The organism is Tsukamurella serpentis, assembly GCF_054780975.1.
In genome coordinates, this window is record NZ_BAAGVH010000001.1 from 493,107 (window position 1) to 512,002 (window position 18,896).

General features: G+C 67.3%; 21 protein-coding genes. 10 read left to right on the plus strand and 11 right to left on the minus strand.

All coding sequences use genetic code 11. The features are described from left to right. Positions 1-32: 32 nt before the first annotated feature. The gene (locus tag ACYVHG_RS02325; protein WP_461165807.1) at positions 33-368 is read right to left on the minus strand and encodes an RNA polymerase-binding protein RbpA; all 336 of its coding nucleotides are present in this window, start codon (positions 366-368) and stop codon (positions 33-35) included. 64 nt (positions 369-432) lie between these two features. Here ACYVHG_RS02325 and ACYVHG_RS02330 point away from each other — a divergent pair, with 64 nt between their 5' ends. From ACYVHG_RS02330 to ACYVHG_RS02345, 4 genes are read left to right on the plus strand one after another with little or no spacing between them, the layout of a single operon-like run. Then, a complete protein-coding gene (locus tag ACYVHG_RS02330; RefSeq protein WP_461165808.1) occupies positions 433-768 on the plus strand; it encodes a hypothetical protein in 336 nt (111 codons plus the stop codon). Positions 769-797: 29 nt separating this feature from the next. Further along, on the plus strand, positions 798-1,610 hold the full coding sequence (locus ACYVHG_RS02335; protein ID WP_461165809.1) for a hypothetical protein: 813 nt from the start codon (positions 798-800) through the stop codon (positions 1,608-1,610). Next, positions 1,607-2,248, plus strand: coding sequence for a lysostaphin resistance A-like protein (locus ACYVHG_RS02340; RefSeq protein ID WP_461165810.1), 642 nt, complete (start codon positions 1,607-1,609; stop codon positions 2,246-2,248). The genes ACYVHG_RS02335 and ACYVHG_RS02340 overlap by 4 nt, the downstream gene beginning before the upstream one ends. A gap of 18 nt (positions 2,249-2,266) precedes the next feature. Beyond that, positions 2,267-2,872: a L,D-transpeptidase gene (locus tag ACYVHG_RS02345; protein ID WP_461165811.1), complete on the plus strand. Its 606-nt coding sequence runs from the start codon at positions 2,267-2,269 to the stop codon at positions 2,870-2,872. A gap of 56 nt (positions 2,873-2,928) precedes the next feature. Here ACYVHG_RS02345 and ACYVHG_RS02350 read toward each other — a convergent pair whose 3' ends face one another. Next, positions 2,929-4,410, minus strand: coding sequence for a flavin-containing monooxygenase (locus ACYVHG_RS02350; protein ID WP_461165812.1), 1,482 nt, complete (start codon positions 4,408-4,410; stop codon positions 2,929-2,931). Positions 4,411-4,520: 110 nt separating this feature from the next. Beyond that, positions 4,521-4,925, minus strand: coding sequence for a Rieske (2Fe-2S) protein (locus tag ACYVHG_RS02355; RefSeq protein WP_461165813.1), 405 nt, complete (start codon positions 4,923-4,925; stop codon positions 4,521-4,523). Between the two features lie 71 nt (positions 4,926-4,996). Between ACYVHG_RS02355 and ACYVHG_RS02360 the strand changes: the two genes are divergently transcribed. Next, positions 4,997-5,482: a hypothetical protein gene (locus ACYVHG_RS02360; protein ID WP_461165814.1), complete on the plus strand. Its 486-nt coding sequence runs from the start codon at positions 4,997-4,999 to the stop codon at positions 5,480-5,482. A gap of 3 nt (positions 5,483-5,485) precedes the next feature. Here the strand turns inward: ACYVHG_RS02360 and ACYVHG_RS02365 are convergent, their stop codons facing one another. Then, positions 5,486-6,004: a gamma carbonic anhydrase family protein gene (locus tag ACYVHG_RS02365; protein ID WP_461165815.1), complete on the minus strand. Its 519-nt coding sequence runs from the start codon at positions 6,002-6,004 to the stop codon at positions 5,486-5,488. Positions 6,005-6,024: 20 nt separating this feature from the next. Continuing rightward, on the minus strand, positions 6,025-6,747 hold the full coding sequence (locus ACYVHG_RS02370) for a VIT1/CCC1 transporter family protein (RefSeq protein WP_461165816.1): 723 nt from the start codon (positions 6,745-6,747) through the stop codon (positions 6,025-6,027). A gap of 27 nt (positions 6,748-6,774) precedes the next feature. Here ACYVHG_RS02370 and ACYVHG_RS02375 point away from each other — a divergent pair, with 27 nt between their 5' ends. Further along, positions 6,775-7,932, plus strand: coding sequence for an iron-containing alcohol dehydrogenase (locus ACYVHG_RS02375; protein WP_461165817.1), 1,158 nt, complete (start codon positions 6,775-6,777; stop codon positions 7,930-7,932). Positions 7,933-7,972: 40 nt separating this feature from the next. On the opposite strand, the gene ACYVHG_RS02380 is transcribed toward ACYVHG_RS02375, so the two are convergent. After that, positions 7,973-8,647, minus strand: a complete 675-nt coding sequence (locus ACYVHG_RS02380) for a winged helix-turn-helix transcriptional regulator (RefSeq protein WP_461165818.1) — start codon at positions 8,645-8,647, stop codon at positions 7,973-7,975. A 72-nt stretch (positions 8,648-8,719) separates the two neighbouring features. Between ACYVHG_RS02380 and ACYVHG_RS02385 the strand changes: the two genes are divergently transcribed. Beyond that, positions 8,720-9,127, plus strand: a complete 408-nt coding sequence (locus tag ACYVHG_RS02385) for a DUF1761 domain-containing protein (protein ID WP_461165819.1) — start codon at positions 8,720-8,722, stop codon at positions 9,125-9,127. A 298-nt stretch (positions 9,128-9,425) separates the two neighbouring features. Here the strand turns inward: ACYVHG_RS02385 and ACYVHG_RS02390 are convergent, their stop codons facing one another. Together ACYVHG_RS02390 and ACYVHG_RS02395 are read right to left on the minus strand one after the other, a co-directional pair. Further along, the gene (locus ACYVHG_RS02390) at positions 9,426-10,073 is read right to left on the minus strand and encodes a DUF305 domain-containing protein (RefSeq protein ID WP_461165820.1); all 648 of its coding nucleotides are present in this window, start codon (positions 10,071-10,073) and stop codon (positions 9,426-9,428) included. Positions 10,074-10,141: 68 nt separating this feature from the next. Beyond that, positions 10,142-10,819, minus strand: coding sequence for a FadR/GntR family transcriptional regulator (locus ACYVHG_RS02395; RefSeq protein ID WP_461165821.1), 678 nt, complete (start codon positions 10,817-10,819; stop codon positions 10,142-10,144). Positions 10,820-10,902: 83 nt separating this feature from the next. Between ACYVHG_RS02395 and ACYVHG_RS02400 the strand changes: the two genes are divergently transcribed. Further along, positions 10,903-12,135: a CynX/NimT family MFS transporter gene (locus ACYVHG_RS02400; protein WP_461165822.1), complete on the plus strand. Its 1,233-nt coding sequence runs from the start codon at positions 10,903-10,905 to the stop codon at positions 12,133-12,135. Here ACYVHG_RS02400 and ACYVHG_RS02405 read toward each other — a convergent pair. From ACYVHG_RS02405 to ACYVHG_RS02415, 3 genes are all read right to left on the minus strand, one after another. After that, a complete protein-coding gene (locus ACYVHG_RS02405; protein ID WP_461165823.1) occupies positions 12,132-12,698 on the minus strand; it encodes a vitamin K epoxide reductase family protein in 567 nt (188 codons plus the stop codon). The two genes, ACYVHG_RS02400 and ACYVHG_RS02405, sit on opposite strands and share 4 nt — an antisense overlap. 69 nt (positions 12,699-12,767) lie before the next feature. Beyond that, positions 12,768-15,134: an ATP-binding cassette domain-containing protein gene (locus tag ACYVHG_RS02410; RefSeq protein WP_461165824.1), complete on the minus strand. Its 2,367-nt coding sequence runs from the start codon at positions 15,132-15,134 to the stop codon at positions 12,768-12,770. Positions 15,135-15,240: 106 nt separating this feature from the next. Continuing rightward, positions 15,241-15,732, minus strand: coding sequence for a hypothetical protein (locus ACYVHG_RS02415; protein ID WP_461165825.1), 492 nt, complete (start codon positions 15,730-15,732; stop codon positions 15,241-15,243). Positions 15,733-16,471: 739 nt separating this feature from the next. Between ACYVHG_RS02415 and ACYVHG_RS02420 the strand changes: the two genes are divergently transcribed. Together ACYVHG_RS02420 and ACYVHG_RS02425 are read left to right on the plus strand one after the other, a co-directional pair. Beyond that, positions 16,472-17,707 carry an ATP-grasp domain-containing protein gene (locus ACYVHG_RS02420; protein WP_461165826.1) on the plus strand — a complete coding sequence of 412 codons (1,236 nt, stop codon included), beginning with the start codon at positions 16,472-16,474 and terminating at the stop codon, positions 17,705-17,707. Further along, positions 17,704-18,771: a pyridoxal-phosphate dependent enzyme gene (locus ACYVHG_RS02425; protein ID WP_461165827.1), complete on the plus strand. Its 1,068-nt coding sequence runs from the start codon at positions 17,704-17,706 to the stop codon at positions 18,769-18,771. The genes ACYVHG_RS02420 and ACYVHG_RS02425 overlap by 4 nt, the downstream gene beginning before the upstream one ends. Positions 18,772-18,896: the final 125 nt, after the last annotated feature.

An 18,896-nucleotide genomic window follows, 5' to 3' on the forward strand; every position in this document is an offset into this window, starting at 1 on the left:
CTTCCTCGATGTCTCGCTACCGGCTGCGGCGGCTACTTGCCGCGGCGTGCCTTGAGCAGGTCCAGCCGTTCCTTGAGCAGTTCCTCGAGCTCACCCTCGGAGCGCCGCTCGAGCAGCATGTCCCAGTGGGTGCGCGGGGGCTTGACCTTCTTCTCCTCGGCGACGACGCCGTCGATCAGAGTGCCCTCGAGACCGTTCTTGCACAGCCAGGTACCAGGAAGCTCGGCGTCGTCCGCGAACGGGACGTCGAACTCCTCGCCGTTGTCGGTGCGGTACCGCGCGACGCGGCGCGGAGCGAGGTCGTGGTCCCGATCCGTCTCATAGCTCACCGCGCCAAGGCGGCTGCCCCGTAGAACTCGATCTGCCATGCTTCTCCCAACGATCGCCGTACGCCGAACATTCCCAGTCTACCCGTTCACTAGACTGTCCGGCATGCCCACCGCTCGCCGCCGCAGGTACGCCTCCTGCGCCTGGTGCGGCCGCGAGGTGGTCTCCGAGGGGCCCGGGCGGACCCGCAAGTACTGTCGCAGGTCCTGCCGCCAACGCGCCTACGAGGCTCGATCCGTGCTCGCCGGTACCTCTCTGGCGCCGGATTCGGTGGTGCTCACCGCGGTCGAGGCGGACGCGGTCGGAGAGCGTATGTTCGAGGTGAGGTGCGCAGCCGAGGACGTCCGCACCGCGATCGCGGAGGGCGCCGACCCCGCCGAACTGACCGGCCTCGCCGATCGCCTGGTTCAACTGGCCCGGGCTGCGGAACGACTGCGCTGACCCCGCACAGGTTCGAGAGAAGGATGTCGATGACTCAGGCCCGGATCCGGTTGGTGGCGGTACTCGCCGCAGTGTTCCTCACGATCGGCGCGTGCTCGTCGGACCAGCCCACCCCGGTCATCTCCAATACCCCCGCTCCGCCCGCCCCGGCCGCGCTGCCGGCGGGCTGGAACGAGTCGTCCGAGCAGGTGCCCGGCGGTGACGGTGCCGCCACGTACGTCTCGCCGCGCGACCCGCAGCGTCTACGGGCCGCCCTGATCCTGGGGTCACCGGACAAGTCGGGGGAGGTCGCCGCACGTGAACTGTCGGTGATGCTGGCCCAGTTCGGGGTGGCCTCCCTGCGTTTCGACGGCCCACCCGCCGGCGCTCCCGACCATCAGCGGCTGTTGGATCGGGCCGGACGCGGCATGGCCGCCCTCGCCGCGCGCTCCGGACTCGACGACACCCGCCTGCTGGCGATCGGGCACGGTTCCGCGGCGCCGCTGGCACTGGCCCTCGGGACCGGCGGTACCGGTCGCCAACCGGTTCCGGTGGCGCTGATCGAGCCGGTGATCGCAGACCTGCCCGCAGGGACACCGAACGTTCTGGAGACGGCGATGAAGCTGCCGCGGCTCAAGCACAACCTGCTCAGCTGCTCCGATTCGGATGTGGCGGTGGACTGCCGCTCCGTGCAGAACCTGGCGGACGTGATGACCGGCACCCACGTCAACTTCATCCGGCTCCGTGGCGTGAGCCATGCACTGCAGGAGGACGATTCGCGCGATCCGGCTCGGTACGGTACCGACCTGCCCTTCTCGGCGACGCTGTTCCGGTCGCTGGGTTCCTGGGTCTCGATGCAGTGACCGCGGCGGATCGGGCGGCCGGGCGCGGCGGACCGGTGTTGGCCGCCGGCGCTGCGATCGCCTGGTCGAACGCGGTCCTGCCGCGGCTGGTCCGTGGATACCGGTGGGGGCCGGGCGCACGCGCGGCGGCGACCACCACGTTCTGCCTCGCCGGTGCCGCTCTCGCACGGACCGATGTACCGACGGTGCCCGCGGCCGTGGTCGGTGCAGCGCTGGCGGTGGGCGGAGTCTCGGCGACCCTGCCGGTACGCCGGGACGCACCGCCGCCGCTCGCCCGGTGGGTACTGGTGGACATTCCGCTGGGTACCGCGCTCGGTGAGGAACTGCTGTTCCGGGGTGCGTTGACCCCCGCTCTGCAGCGGTCCTTCGGGGCACCTGCCGGAGCTCTCGTGGGTCCGGCGGTGTTCGCGCTGTGGCACGTCGGCGCAGCGCGCGCGTCCGGCCACCCTGTGATTCCGACAATGACGGTCACTTTTGTGACGGGCTGGGTCTTCGACCTGATCGGCCGGTATACCGGCAGGTGGTGGCCGTCGTTCGTGGCGCATTGGGCGATCAACGGCTGCGGGGCGATCCTCAGCTCCGGTTCAGTGTTTTCTTCACTTCGCGTACGGACACGTACACTCATGCACAAGGCCTGATACCCCAGGAGGAAATCGATGACTGACCGCCACACCGGCGCCGCCCTCAGCCGCCGGGGCTTCGCGCGCCTGGGCGCGAGCACCGCCGTCGCTCTCGTCGCCGCTACCGCCACCGCCGGGATCGCGACCGCCGCGCCGGACACGGACGAGAGCACGACCACGGAGAAGAAGCCGGTCGCCGCTGCGCCCCCGGTCGCCACCAAGACCGGTTGGGTCGCGCTCGCCGACGATGCCACCAAGCAGATCACCGTCTGGCACAACGGTGAGGTCGTCAGGACCATGCCCACCTCGATGGGCAGCAACAAGCACCCCACTCCGAACGGTGTGTACTACACCATGGAGAAGAAGCGCGACATGTACATGGACTCGTCCACGTACGGCGTTCCGGTGAACTCGCCCGACGGATACCGCACCTACGTCGAATACGCGACCCGGATGTCGTGGAGCGGAATCTTCGTGCACGCCGCCCCGTGGTCGGTGAACCAGCAGGGTGTGTCGAACGTCAGCCACGGCTGCCTGAACGTGAGCACCGCCAACGGCAAGTACATCTACGACAACTTCCCGATCGGCACTCCGATCGTGGTGCGCGGCACCGTCGGCGGGAATTACACGCCGGGTTCGTGAACGCATGGGAAAGGCCGACCGGAGAACGTCCGGTCGGCCTTTCTGCGTCTGTACCGCTAGACGGTAGCGGGGCTGGTCGAGTCGACGGTGCCGAAGGCGAGCTCCGGGGCGTCCACCCGGGAGCGCCGGTAGTCCAGGGAGTCGAGCACGAAGTTGTGCCGGATCATCCACGGCCGTTCCTCGGCGGCCTTGGGCATCGCGTCGGGTGAGCGCAGCACGTACCCGGCGGTGAGGTCGAACGCGGCGTGCTCGGTGAGTGCCTGATCCCCGACCTCGGGGGTGACGTGCGTGTAGCCCTTGGCCGACATGTGCTCGAGCAGCCGCGCGATGGCACGGGCGGAGAGGTCGGCACGCAGCGTCCACGAGTTGTTGGTGTAGCCGATCAGGAAGGCGAAGTTGGGGATGCCCTCCAGCATGAAGCCGCTGTAGGCGAATCGATCGCTCGGCTTGACCTGCTCACCGTCGACGCTCAGCGCGATGCCGCCGAAGGCCAGCAGCTGCAAGCCGGTGGCGGTGACCACGATGTCGGCCTCGAGCTCGCGGCCCGAGGACAGCCGGATGCCCTTGTCGGTGAAGGTCTCGATGGTGTCGGTGACGACCTCGGCGCGACCGTCCTTGATGGTCTTGAACAGATCACCGTTGGGGACCACGCACAGACGCTGATCCCACGGCTCGTACTTCGGCTTGAAGTGCGTGTCGACGTCGTAGTCCTGCGGCAGCAGCTTCTTGTTGATCGCGCGCAGGGCCTTGCGCGAGGTCTTCGGGAAGGACCGGGCGAGGACGAACTGCCCGACGTTGATCACCGCGTTGAGGTTGCGGGTGAGGTTGTGCGCCACCGAGGCGGGCAGCACCTTGGACCCGTATCGGGTGAGCGGATCGACGTTGGGGACCGGCAGCACGTAGGTGGGGGAGCGCTGCAGCATGGTGATGTGCTCGACGTCGTCGGCCATCGCGGGGATCAGGGTGATGGCGGTGGCGCCGGAGCCGATCACCACGACCTTCTTGCCCTGGTAGTCCAGATCCTCGGGCCAGTGCTGCGGGTGCACCACCTGGCCCTGGTAGCCGTCGATGCCCGGGAACGGCGGCTCGTATCCGGCGTCGTAGTCGTAGTAGCCGGTGCAGGCGATCAGGAAACGCGCCTGGTAGACCAGCTTCTCGCCCTCGTGGTCGGCGGTGACGGTCCACAGGTCGGTGCGGGTGTCGAAGTCGACGGTGCCCACCTTGGTGTTGAACCGGATGTTGCGGTCGATGCCGAACTTGGCAGCGGCCTCCTCGATGTACGCCTTGATCTCGGGTCCGCCGGCCAGCCGGTTGGTGCCCTTCCAGGGCAGGAACGGGTAGCTCAGGCTGAAGATGTCCGAGTCGGAGCGGATACCCGGGTACTTGAACAGATCCCAGGTACCGCCCATCTCGGCCCGCTGCTCAAGAATGGTGTAGCTCAGGTCCGGCACCTCGGTGGAGACCCGGTAAGCGGTATCGATACCCGCCAGACCGGCTCCGACGATGAGTACGTCCTGGTAAATGGTGGTCTCGGACACGAGATCCCTCCTCGCTGGTGAGTTGCGGTCCCACGAACCCACTACTGAGACCGACTCAATAACTGTTTCTCGAACATGCTACCCCGTGATAGTCGCGGCGTACACACCTATCACCCTACGAGCAGGGTCCCCCCTTCGACACGCACCGGTACCGACTTGAGCGGCGACTGGGCCGGCCCCTGCTCCACAGCTCCGGTACCACCGTTGAACTTGCTGCCGTGCGCCGGGCATTCCAGGGTCAGGCCGTCCACCGCGCCGACCACGGTGCCCTTATGGGTGCACGCGGCGTCGAACGCGACGAACTTCCCCTCGGTCGGCTGCGCCACCACCAGTGGGGTGGCACCGGCGATGACGACGGCGCTGCCCACCGGAACGTCACTGACCGGTACCTTTCCGCTGGCCCGGCTGCGTTTCCCCGCCTCGCCACCGGAGGTCGAACCCTCCTGCTTCGAGGGCGTGGACCCGCAGGCGACCGCGGCGGGCAGGACCGCGATTCCGGGGATGGCGGCGATCACCGCACGTCGTGTGGGACAGAAGGTTGGCTGAGTATTCTGCGTCACCGGACCTACTCTGCCAGCATTGTCCCGTGCTCAGCGACATCGCGGGAATTCCGGCTCATCCACTGCTCGTCCACGGCGCCGTCGTGCTGCTCCCGCTCGCCGCCGCGGCGCTGGTCGTGGCCGCCTGGTGGCCGGCGGCACGTGCCCGGCTCGGGATCGGCCTACCGGTCGCCGCGATCGTCGCTGTGATCGCCTGCTACCTGGCCAAGGAGTCGGGGGAGCAGCTGGCTGTGCGGCCGTCGATGGCCGGGATGAGCCGGCAGATCGAGGATCACGCAACCCAGGGCGATGCGACCTTCCGGTGGTCACTGGCGCTGCTGGCGCTCTCCGTGCTGGTGTGGGCGGGATCGTCCCCGGCCGTGCGCCGCAGATTCTCCCCGGTGGCGGCACTGTCCGGCCGGGCCGGTTCGATCGTGCTCGCGGTGCTGGCGACGCTCACGACAGTGGCCTGCGTCTGGGGCGCGATCGCGGCCGGTCACTCCGGCGCGGCGATGGTCTGGTCCGGGATCTGATCGTCAGAGCACGCCGGTCTGCGTCGCGTGCGCCGTGGTGAGTTCGCAGTACGCCGCAGCGTTCGTGCTGATCGCGGTACGTTCGGCGTCGGACAGGTCCCGCCGCGCCTTCGCCGGGACGCCGGCCACCATTGACCCGGGTGGAACCTGCATGCCCTGCGGAACGAGGGCGTTCGCCGCGATCAGACTGCCCTCCCCGATCACTGCTCCGTTGAGCACCGTCGCGCCCATGCCGACCAGTACGTCGTTCCCGACGGTGCAGCCGTGCAGGACGGCGTTGTGCCCGATCGAGACCCGTTCACCGACGGTGAGCGGCACGCCCGGATCCGCGTGCATCACCACGCCGTCCTGGACGTTGGAGTCGCGGCCGACACGGATGGACGCCATATCGCCGCGGACGACGGCGCTGTAGAAGACTCCGACCCCCTCGGCGAGGTGCACATCGCCGATCACGGTCGCCGAGCCGGCCACCCAGGCCGACTCGGCGATCGTGGGGGTGAGTTGTCCGAAACGTGCGATCACGGGCGTCTCCTCGAAGCGGTTCAAGCTATTCCAGCGGTTCCGAGGAGCTTACCGACGGCGTAGGTGACGGCCATCGCGATCAGGCCACCGACCACCACGCGTGCGGTGGCGCGGCGGGCATCGGCATCGCCCAGGCGGGCGGAGACGTACCCGGTGAGGGCGAGTCCGATCAGCACGGCGATCACGATCGTCGCGATCCGCTGCACGGACACCAGCGAGGCGAGGATCGGGATCGCGGCACCGAGAGCGAACGAGACCGCGGAGGACAACGCCGCCGCCATCGGACTGGTGAGGTTCTGTTCGTCGATCCCGAGTTCGGCATCCAGATGCGCCTGCAGCGGATCGTGCGCGGTCAGCTCCACGGCGACCTGCTGCGCCGTCTCCTCGGACAGGCCCTTGTTCCGGTAGATCCCCACGAGCTCGGCGAACTCGTCATCGGGCATGTCCTTGAGCTCGGCCTTCTCCTTGGCGATCAGCGCGATCTCGGTATCGCGCTGAGTGCTCACCGAGACGTACTCGCCGAGAGCCATGGAGACGGCACCGGCGGTCAGGCCGGCGATACCGGCGGTGAGGATCGCCGACGGTTCTCCGGTAGCCGCCGCCACGCCGATCACGATCCCGGCGGTGGAGATCAGCCCGTCGTTGGCACCGAGCACACCTGCGCGCAGCCAATTGAGCCGATCGCCGACCGCATCGTGGTGCGGCTCGAATTCGTGAGTGCCTTCGCCGATCCGGTCAGTCATGATCCGGAGTCTAGGTACCTTCATCGCATGACGCCTGCACAGATCGGACTTCCCCGTCGGCTGGTCACCGGGGGCGGCGCCCTCGAAGGTGCCGGCGCTCTGGTCCGTGAGCTCGGATTCTCCCGGCCGGTGGTGGTCACCGACGCCTTCCTCCGCGAGCAGGGCACCGTCGACCGGCTGGTATCGGCCCTGGCCGCGGCGGGGTGTGAGGTCGCGGTCTTCGACCGGACGGTGCCCGATCCCACGACGCATTCACTGCGTCCGGGGTTGGACGTGGTGACCGCGCACCGTGCGGACTGCATGGTCGGCCTCGGTGGCGGTAGCCCCCTGGACACCGCGAAGGCTCTGGCCGTGCTGGCCGCGGGCGGCGGTGAGATGCTCGACTACAAGGCGCCGACGGTGACGGCGGGCCCGGCACTGCCGGTGATCGCGATCCCGACGACCGCCGGTAGCGGGAGCGAGGCGACGCAGTTCAGCATCATCACCGACAGCGAGACCGACGAGAAGATGTTGTGCCCCGGACCGGCCTTCCTGCCGGTCGCGGCGGTGATCGATTTCGAGTTGACGTTGTCCATGCCGGCTCGGTTGACCGCCGATACCGGGGTCGATGCCCTCACCCACGCCATCGAGGCGTACGTCAGCCGGAAGGCCAATCCGTTCGCGGACGGTTTCGCGCTCACAGCGATATCCACGATCTCGGCGAACCTGCGGCGGGTCTACGCCGACGGCGGCGACCGGCCCGCCCGTGAGGCCATGATGCTGGCGGCCACCCAGGCCGGTATCGCGTTCTCCAACAGCTCGGTCGCGCTGGTCCACGGCATGAGCCGGCCGATCGGTGCGCATTTCCATGTGGCGCACGGACTGTCGAATGCGATGCTGTTGCCGGCCGTGATGCGGTACTCGGTCGGTGCGGCACCGGCGCGCTATGCGGACTGCGCCCGGGCCTACGGACTGGTCGGCGATGACGACGATCGCCTGGCGCAGGATTTCGTCGCCGAGATCGAAACGCTCTGCACCGATCTGGCGGTGCCCACGCCCGGCGACTACGGCATCGACCGGGAGCGGTGGGACGAGTTGGGGCCGCTGATGGCACAGCAGGCGCTGGCCTCGGGCTCACCCGCGAACAACCCGAGGATCCCCGAGGCCGCGGAGATCGTCACCCTGTACGCCGAGGTGTACGGCTAGATGTTGCTGGCTAAGAGGTTGTTGACGGTATCGCACCGACCTAGGGATCCCGCCGATCCACTGCGTTTGAGGTGGAGTCAAAGACGAACGCTCGTCGAAGGAGAGTCGCGTCTCCACGGAGTTCTCCTGCATCGAGCGCTTGGTCGACAGTAAGAGCGCCGGCGACTAGGCCGACAACGGTGTCGGCCTCGGCCGCCAGGACCGTGTCCGGTCGGTTTTCGTCACCGATGCGCGCGCTCGGACAATCCCCGTCGATGCGGAGAACGATGAGCAGACCCTCAACCTCGAAGCCGATCTCCACGGGCGGCACTGCCGTCCTCCCGTGGAGAATGGCGGGCAGTGCGAGCGTCAGCCACCGCGGCCGGAAATCGTCATCGCCGCGCCCGGCTGCCAGCAGAGGGACGCCCCACCGACCCAGGGCCTCCATTGCCTCCTTGAGCTCCGCACCCCATCGCGTCAGTCCGTAGACGACGCCTGCGTCTCCCAGTGTTCGCTCCACGATGCCGGCCTCCTCCATCGTCCGCAATCGCTCGGCGAGGAGGTTGCTCGCCACGCCCGGCAGGGATGCTTTCAGCTCGCCGTATCGCAGGGGGCCAGGCAGCAGCTCGCGCACGATCAGAAGGTTCCAGCGGTCACCGACGACGTCGAGTGCGCGCGCCAGCCCGCAGAACTGGCCGTAGGAACGACGTGATACACGCTTGACTCTTTCAACCATGCTTGATTGTATCAAGTTACCGTCATCGTTGCCAGGGGCCGTCAGCGCTCCGGCCGTAAGGGAGGTATAGGCATGGAGATCAGCTGGATTGGCGTATTGGTCGCGTTCGTTGCGGGGATGGCCGTCGCGATGGCCTGGTACTCGAAGGGAGTTATCGCGGACGCCTGGGAAGGGCTGACGGGCATCACGCCGGAGAAGAACAGGCCCGTCCGAACACGGAACCTGGTCCTGCTTGCCGTGTCCAACGCGGCGACCACTGTAGGACTGGCGTTCGCCGTCGGACTCACGTTTGCGGCCACAGGCAACGACTCCGTGTGGCTGGCCGTGGTGGTCGGGTTCGTCGCCTGGTTGACGCTGTCCGCATCGACTCTTCTCCAGCACAACTCTTTCGAGCAGAAGCCACTGAAGCTGACGATCATCAACACCGGCTATCAGCTCGCGCTGTTCCTCGCGATCACCCTGGTGCTGGGCCTGTTCTAGGGATGTCGATCCATGACGAGACCATCACATCCTTGCGCTAAGCGGCGGACCAGGCCCTAGACGCCCAAGTACAACGGGAGAGTCGAACGCTACAACCGCATCCTCACCGGTGATTTTCTCTACGTCAGAACCTGAACCTCAGAACACCAGCGAGAAGAAGCGCTGGAGACTTGGACCTGCACTACAACGACCACCGGCCCCACGGCGCACACGGTGGCAAGCCGCCCGCTGCCGGGACGCCATCACGCGGCAACAACGTCCTGGCCTCATACAGCTGACCCGGTCGCCCGGGCTGCGATCAGGACGGTGGGAGAAGCGCCTGCATCCGCTCGATCTCGGCCTGTTGGCCGGTGCGGACCGCCTCGGCGATGCGGCGGCTCTCCACGTCGATACCGCGCGCGAGTTCGGTCTGCGCCATCGTGATGGCGCCGCGGTGGTGCGCGATCATCATGGTCAGCCATCGGCGGTCGAAGTCCGGTCCGCGCAGGGAGCGGAGCTGCTCCATCTGTGCGGTGTCGGCCATGCCCTCCATCGTGTGCGCGAGTTTCGCGCTGGGCGCAGGCCGTCCCCATTGCGCGAGCAGCCTGGTGAAGGCGTCCATCTCGGGCTGCTGGGCGCGCTTGATCTCCTCACCGAGTCGTACCACCTCCGGACCGGCATTCCGTCCGGCGATGGCATCGGCCATCTCGATCGCCTGCGCGTGATGCGGGTACATCATGGTCGCGAACTCGACGTCGGCATCGTTGAACCGGGCTCCCGGTACCGCGCTCGTCGGGCTCGCACTCGGTGCCGATCCGTTCGACGACGCCTCGGCCGTGCCGTGGGCGGCGTGGCCGTCACCCGGGGCTGAGGACTGGTCGCCGGCAGAACAACCGGCCAGAGCGATCAGACCGGCGGCGATCGCCGCCATGCCGGTCGCAGTTCGGATTCTGATGATGCTGGACATGGTTTTCCACCCGTCTGTGGCCCCGAGGTCGATCACGATGACGGTGGCCAGTATACCCCTTAGGGGTATCAGCGGCGGCGGAGTCGGACTTCTGCGAGCAGTTCGCGCGACGCCGCCCGGGCCCCGGGGGCGTCACCGTCGATCACGGCCTCGATGAGGGCGACGTGGGCACACTCGTACGAGGTGGCCGCACCGACCGGGAACTCCTCCAGTTGCTCCTGGAGCACGGGCACCAGGGAGTCGTAGAACTCCAGGTAAATCGCGTTGTGACTGGCGGCGACCACGCCGCGGTGCATCGCGAGGTCGGCGGCGACCGCCTCCTGCTGATCGTCCGCGGCGACCCGCTCGGGCGACCACAGGCGGTTACGCCGTTCCAGCAGGCGCCGCAGCTCGGCGACGTCGTCGTCGTCACGGCGCTGAGCGGCGAGGGAGGCCGCGGTGACCTCCAGCGCTTCGCGCAGCTCCAGGAGGTCGGTATCGCGGGCGGCGGCGAAGTACTCACCCAGGGCCGAGGTGGCACACGCCGACAGCACATAGGTGCCCGAACCCTGACGCCGCTCCAGCATTCCGGCGTGCACCAGCGCCTGCACCGCCTCGCGCACCGTGTTACGGGCGGTCCCGGTCAGCTCACGCAGCTCGGTCTCGGTGGGGATTCGAGTACCGACGGCCCAGCGACCGCTGGCGATCTCATCGCGGAGCTGTTCTGTGACCTGCGCAATCAGGGTCTGTCGTCGTACGGGTTGCATCGGTGCGATCCTATCCGGCCGAATCACGGTTGCCCGCTTAGGTCCATTCATCCTATGATTTCCGCCTACCGTGAGGAGGGGGAATGACCACGATGACACAGCCCGAGAGCGCACACAGCGCGGGCCTTTCCGTGCGCCGGGGCCGATTGCTGGTCCTGACGGCGATCATCCTGTTCGCCCTGTCCCTGCGGACCGCCGTCACCTCCCTGACGCCGCTGCTGACCGAGATCGGTCACCAGTTGCACTTCGGCGCCACGGTGATCGGCGTCTTCGGCATGCTGCCCACGGCCATGTTCGCCGCGGCCGGTGTGGTCTCGCCGGTGCTGACCCGCCGCATCGGGCTCGAACGCACGACCCTGCTGGCCGTCGCGGCCACCGCGCTCGGCATCACTGTGCGGTCGCTGATGGGCGGCACCACGGGCCTGCTGGCCTTCTCCTGCTTGGCACTGCTCGGCATGGGCATCGGTAACGTCGTGCTTCCGCCACTGGTCAAGCGGTACTTCTCCGACAACGTGGCGGTGCTCTCCACCGCGTACCTGACCTGTGTGCAGCTCGGCACCATGGTTCCGGCACTGACCGCGGTCCCGCTCTCGGACGCCTACGGCTGGCGGATCTCGCTCGGCATCTGGGCGATCATCCCGATCGCAGCGCTGCTTCCCTGGTTGGGCATCGTCTTGGCCCGCCGGGGCAACGACGTCCACGATGCGACCTCGCAGCCGGCTACCGCACTCGCCGCTCCGGTGTGGCGTTCCCCGCTGGCCTGGGGCGCGGCCGCCATGTTCGGGATGACCTCGCTGACCACGTACTCGATGTTCACCTGGATTCCGACCATCCTGGCCGATTCCGGAGGCAGTGCCGCCCTCGGCGGGAGCATGGTGGCGTTGTTCTCCGGTGTCGGATTCGTGGCGACGCTGGTGATCCCCGGTCTCTGCGCCCGGATGACGAATCCGTTCCCGCTGGTGGTGGTGTTCCTGGCGTGCTTCGTCGTGGGGTTCGGTGGATTGCTGCTGGCTCCGACCACCTTGACCTGGGTGTGGATCATCGCCGCCGGCCTCGGACCGACCACGTTCCCGATGGCCCTGACGCTGGTGAACCTACGCACCCGCACGGGTGCGGGATCGGCCTCGCTCTCCGGATTCATGCAGGGTGTGGGCTATCTCGCCGCGTGCGCGGGTCCGCTCGGCTTCGGGTTGCTGCACGAGGCCACCAACGGCTGGGGGGCACCCTTCGCGATGTTGTTCTGCTGCCTGATCGTGCTCGCCGTCGGCGCCCACCAGGCCTGCAAGCCGCGGATGCTGGAGGACACGCTGGGCTAGAACTTGCTGCTCCAGTAGTACCAGAACTGGACCGCGATCAGCGTGATCACCACTATGTACCAGAGCAGCACCAGCGCGGCGAGCAGCTGACGGGTCTTCACCGTGGCGGAACGCCCGAGGGCGGCGGCGACGGAGGTGGCGAGCACGATCGGCATGATCGACCAGACCAGCATGCACCACAGGCACAGCGCGTGGATCTTGTACAGGCTGGAGTAGATCAGGAAGACGATCAGCGCGATGCCCAGGGTGGCACCGATGGACAGGCCGATCCAGAACCAGCGGGGGAGTGCGACGCCGCCCGCCGCGAGCACACCGGCCACGATCACCACGGAGAACGAGGCGATCCCGATCAGCGGGTTCGGGAATCCGAACACGCCGGCCTGCCAGGATTCGATCACCGAGCCGCAGGAGATCGTCGGATCGAGGCTGCACCCGGGCACGAAGTTCGGATCGGCGAGCAGCTTGATCTTGTCCATCGTGAGCATCGACGAGGCCAGCAGGCCCAACGCGCCGGTGATGATCAGCAGGATTCCGGTCGTCCGTCGAGTCTCTGTGGTATCCACGACAGCGATAGTATGCGAACTCGCGGCGATGCCGGTTCGAAGACCCGCCACGGGCCCTTCCGCCGCACGTCACGGTTCGATGTAGTCCGCCAGATGCTCGCCGGTGAGCGTGCTGCGAGCAGCGACGAGCTGCGCCGGAGTGCCCTCGAAGACGACCCGTCCGCCGTTGTTGCCGGCGCCGGGCCCGAGGTCGATGATCCAGTCGCCGTGCGCCATGACCGCCTGGTGGTGCTCGATCACGATCACCGACTTCCCCGCGTCCACCAATCGGTCGAGCAGGCCCAGCAACTGCTCGACGTCGGCGAGGTGCAGGCCCGTGGTGGGCTCGTCGAGCACCAGCACGCCACCCTTGTCGCCCATGTGGGTGGCGAGTTTGAGTCGCTGCCGTTCGCCGCCGGAGAGCGTGGTCAGCGGCTGACCGAGGCTGATGTAGCCGAGACCGACGTCGCTGAGGTGCCCGAGGATGCGGTGCGCTGCGGGAATCCGGGATTCACCCTCCCCGAAGAAGGCCAGGGCCTCGTCCACCGGCATCGCCAGGACCTCACTGATGTTCTTGCCACCGAGGTGGTAGTCGAGGACCGCGGCCTGGAATCGCTTCCCCTCGCACTCCTCACAGGTCGTCGAGACACCGGCCATGATCCCGAGATCGGTGTAGATCACGCCGGCACCGTTGCACGCGGGGCAGGCGCCCTCGGAGTTGGCGCTGAACAGCGCCGGTTTGACGCCGTTCTGCTTGGCGAACGCCTTACGGACGGGTTCGAGCAGGCCGGTGTACGTGGCGGGGTTGCTCCGCCTACTGCCCTTGATCGGAGTCTGGTCGACGGTGACCACTCCCTCGCGGGGGCTGATCGAACCGTGGATGAGTGAGCTCTTGCCGGAGCCGGCCACGCCCGTCACCACCACCAGTGCACCGAGCGGGATGTCGACGTCGACGTCGCGGAGGTTGTGGTCGCCGGCGCCGCGCACTTCGAGCACACCGGACGGTGCCCGCACGGCTTCCTTGAGATGGGCGCGATCTCCGAGGTGACGCCCGGTGAGGGTATCGGCGCCGCGGAGGCCGTCGACGTCTCCCTCGTAGACCACCTCGCCGCCTGCGGTTCCGGCGCGCGGGCCGAGGTCGACGATGTGATCGGCGATGGCGATCGCCTCCGGCTTGTGTTCGACCACCAGCACGGTGTTGCCCTTGTCCCGCAGGCGCAGCAGCAATGCGTTCATCCGCTGGATGTCGTGCGGGTGCAGGCCGATCGTCGGCTCGTCGAAGACGTAGGTGATGTCGGTGAGCGAGCTGTTGAGGTGGCGGATCATCTTGGTCCGCTGCGCCTCGCCACCGGAGAGGGTCCCTGCGGGGCGGTCCAGCGACAGGTAGCCCAGGCCGATCTCGACGAACGAGTCCAGGGTCTGCTGCAGACTCTCGACCAGCGGCGCCACCGAGGGATCGTCGAGCTTGCGGGTCCACTGCGCGAGCTCGTCGATCTGCCAGGCGCAGCAGTCGGCGATGGAGACGCCGTCGATCACCGATGAGCGGGCCAGTTCGGACAGGCGGGTGCCGGCGCAGTCGGGGCACACGGCGAACGTGACGGCCCGCTCGACGAACGCGCGGACGTGCGGCTGCATGGCTTCGACGTCCTTGGACAGGAACGACTTCTGGATCTTGGGGATGATGCCCTCGTAGGTGAGGTTGATCCCCTCGACCTTGATCTTCGTCGGCTCCCGGTAGAGCAGGTCGTCGAGTTCTCGCCGGGTGTACTCCGCGATCGGCTTGGCCGGATCGAAGAAGCCGCTGCCCCGGTAGATCCGGCCCTGCCAGCCCTCCATGCTGTACCCGGGGATGGTGAACGGGTTCTCGTCGAGAGATTTCGAGGAATCGTAGAGAGCGGTGAGGTCGATGTCGCTGACCGATCCGCGGCCCTCGCAGCGCGGGCACATCCCGCCGACCAGGTTGAAGGTGCGTTTCTCCTTGACCTGGCGGCCGCCCTTCTCGACGGTGACCGCGCCCGCCCCGCTGAGCGAGGCGACGTTGAAGGAGAACGCCTGCGGCGATCCGATGTGCGGTGTACCCAGCCGGGAGAACAGGATCCGCAACATGGCGTTCGCGTCGGTGGCGGTTCCGACCGTCGAGCGGGGGTCCGACCCCATCCGTTCCTGGCCGACGATGATCGCGGTGGTGAGTCCGTCCAGAACGTCGACGTCGGGACGGGCGAGCGTCGGCATGAACCCCTGCACGAAGGCGCTGTAGGTCTCGTTGATCAGCCGCTGCGACTCAGCGGCGATGGTGCCGAAGACCAGTGAGCTCTTGCCTGATCCGGAGACGCCGGTGAACACGGTGAGCCGACGCTTGGGCAGTTCGATGCTGACGTTCCGGAGGTTGTTCTCCCGGGCGCCGTGGACGCGGATCTTCTCGTGGGTGTCGGCGAGGTGCGGAACGGGCTGCGACATGTGCACTACTCCTGGAGGCGAGGCGGCGGCAACCGGACCAGGCTACGCCGCTCACGGCCCCAGGAGTAGTGCAGACGATCGACCGGCCTACTTGTTCAACTGGCCTCTACTTGTCGTTGTACTGGGACAACGAGACTTCGGCCCACTTGTAGCGATTGCCCGGAGTCATCGTCGCGCGGCCGAACCCTTCGAGATCGTCGAAGCCGCTCCAGTTCTCCTCACCGCAGGTCAGTCCGAACATGTACACATCGGTGCCGAGCAGATGCTGAGCCCCTACGGTGTAGCCCTCGATGTCGGTGACCAGCATCGGCATGCGGTGCATGTCGACCATCAGCTCGTTGTCCTCGGGGTTGAACGAGATCAGTTTCTCGCCGGCGGCCGAGAGCCTCCAGGTGAGCTTGTCGACGGGACCGTCCTTCTCGGAGAACTCGAGCACCTCCGCCAACCGCAGTGAGCAGTCGGCGCTGTAGGTGGCGACGAGTGACGAGGTCTGGCGGACGCGGCCCTCTCGCTGGAGCCGTTGAGCGCGCTGTTCCTCGTCGTGCTTGCGGACGAGTTCTTGTGCGCGACGAAGGACGGTGAGGTCTTCATTGGTCATGGGTTTCACAATAGCGTCATCGGCCCATCCGTGGTTACCGTTGGTTGCCTCGGCCACAGGGGCGGGCGGCGGATCGTCGTCACGGCGATGCCGCCCACCCCGTGGCACATCCGGTGGGATCCGACTGAACTCCACCTGCGTGCCGCCGTGAACCGCAGTGCGGCTCGGTGCTTCGAGTCGGTCACCCGCGGATGCGCGGTCGATCTCATCGATCAGGTCGATCATCCGCGATATCGATCGAATGGCCAGGCTCCTGGCATCCGATCGAGCGAGCGGTGAATCCGGTCGCACTCCATCGAACACCGGCAGCCCGAGGGCGGCGTACTCGCCCGGATCATCATCGGGGCGCGCGGACGGTGCGACCGATTCTCGACGATGCTTAGCCATTGTTCCCCTCGTCTTCCCCAGGTCTTCCCCTGGTCCGCCGCATCCCGGCACCGCCGGGCTCAGCCCTGCCTAGCAGGGTAGAAGAGGGGATGTTGCGCCTGCAACGCCTGGTTTGCACCGTGTCGCCTCCCGCCTGTTCAGACTCACTCCGCACCGGGCCGGGACGCCCGGTTTCTGACGGTTCCAGACGATTCGTACCACTGGTCGGGAACCGAAGTCAGCGCGGGCCCGACTGATTAGATAGAACCAATAATCATTCGAGGAACGGGGAGTCGGTGCAGAGCACGGTCCAGAAGACGCACGTCCATCAACCGTCCGCGATCGCGCAGCGGTCGATCGGGACGGTGATCGCATGACCGTCGCATGCATCGAGATGCTCTCCTTCGGGCTCGGGCGGATCGCTCGGGCCGCCCGAACGCGCGGGGAGGATCTGGTCCTGGTCACCGCCCACCCGGATCTCTACGTTCACGAGATCAGCGCGAACCCCGAGGCGTTCTCGGTGATCGGCGCCGACACCGCGGATCCCGATGCGGTCGAGCGCGCGCTGCGAGACGTGGCGGATCTGCGCGGCGTGATCAATATGACCGACACCTTCGGTGCCGTCGCGTGCGAGGTGGCGCAGCGTCTCGGGCTGGCCAGTCCCACACCGCAGCGCTTCCGGGAGCTCAACGACAAGGCGCACGTACGGAATCTGCTGCACCGCGCCGGCCTGAGTTCCGAGGGGGCCCGGGTGATCGAGGTCGGGCAGGCACCGTCGGAGCTCGGCCAGGGGGAGGGGCTGGACTTCCCGGTGGTGGTCAAGGATCGCTCGGGAACGGCCAGTAAGCACGTCTGGGTGCTGCGCTCCGCCGCAGACCTCGACCATCATCTCCTGGCGATCACTGCGGCCAACCGGTCGGTGCCGGTGATCGTGGAGCGTTATCTGGCCGGGCCGGTCTACAGCGCGGAGACACTGACCGTGCGCGGCACGACGCACCTGCTCGGCGTGTCCAGCCGGCTGATGTCACCGCTGCCGCAGATGCGGGAGACCGCCACCGCGTTCCCCACCGAGCTGCCCGCGGACCTGGAGAGCACCGTCGAGAAATGGATCACGCAGGTGGTTGACACGCTCGGGATCACCGATCAGTACGCGCACATCGAGTTCGTGCTCACCGCAGCCGGACCTGATCTGATCGAAGTCAACAACCGGATCGGCGGCGCGCTGGTCGGCGAGTCCCTGGCGGTCGCGTTCGGCGACCAGGTGTACGACCCGATGATCGATCTGGCCCTGGGCACCGAGCCCGACCTGAGCTTCCTGAAGCGACGAGAGGGGCCGGCGAGCGCCTTCATCCTCTGCTATCCGGCGGCGCCCGGCCGGTTCACCGGCACCGCCGGCGTCGATCGGCTCGGCGGCTTCCCGGGACGGTTGCGGTACTACCCGACCAAATCGCCGGGCACGCCCATCGAGGGCGATCACCTGGTGGACGGTCGCGGTTGCGTCGGCATCCTGGTGGCCCATGCCGAGACGGCCGAGCTCGCACTGCAGTACTGCTGGGCGGGAGCGGGTTTCCTGGAGATGAGCACGGAGCAGGACGGGGGAGTCCAGTGATCTACGACCACATCTCGGACGCCCAGAAGGCCCCGTCGATCATCGCGCTGCGGGAGGACGTCTACTTTCTGCGCTTCGAGACGCTCAAGTTGTACGCCGCATTGGCGGCGGTGCGCAGGTTGATCGCCACCGGCGAGGTGGTGCCGGGAAAGCACACGCTGATCGACAGTTCCAGCGGCATCTACGCGCTGGCGCTGGCGTCGGCGTGCCACCGGTACGGACTGGGCTGCCGCATCGTCGCCTCGACGACGGTGACCGAGGGCCTGCGCGCACAGCTCGAGCTGCTGGGCGTTCAGGTGGACCGAATGCCGCAGACCGACGACCTCAAACTCGATCAGAATCGACGGGTGGATCTGGTTCGACGGCTGCTCGCCGAGGATCCCGACCTGTACTGGATCCAGCAGTACCACAACTCGATTCACTACCTCGGATACACCGAGCTGGCCGACTCGGTACTGGGGCAGATTCCGGATCAGCGACTGCGAGTGGTGGGCGGCGTCGGCACCGGCGCGTCCACCGGCGGACTGGCGGGGACGTTGCGTGAGCGCGGCCGTGACGTGCACCTGGTGGGCGTGCAACCGTTCGGGAGCGTGAGTTTCGGTGCGGAGAAGATCGACGATCCCGAGGCGATCATCGCCGGGATCGGTAGTGCGATCCACTTCGAGAACGTGCGGCACCAGTATTACGACCGGATGCACTGGACCGAGTTCTCGGTGGCCGCGTCGGGAACCGTTTCGCTGATGCGTGAGCACGGAATCTTCGCCGGGCTATCGTCCGGCGCTGCGTATCTCGCAGCGCAGTGGGAGTACGAGCAGCAGGCGCGAACCACCCTGATCCTGGGCCCGGACACCGGACACCGGTACGTGGAGGCGGTCTACTCGCAGCATCGGAAGTTCCCTCCGGCGCACGAGCTGCGCCCCGCGGTGATCGAATCACTGGAGCAGTTGCAGCGACCGTGGTCGGTGTTCGACTGGGACCGCCGCACCCTGCCCGAGGCTGTCGCGGCCGGCAGTGCGGAGTTCGATGTCGATGAGCTGATCGCGCCGAACGCGCTGTCGCAGTAGTGATCCGTCGGCTCATTGGTCCAGGAAATCTACCGATATACGTCACTGTGACGTAGTGATCGGAGCTTGCCCCGGTTCTCCGGACACCTGATCTGTAGCGTCGTTGCTACAGGAGAGGAGTCCAT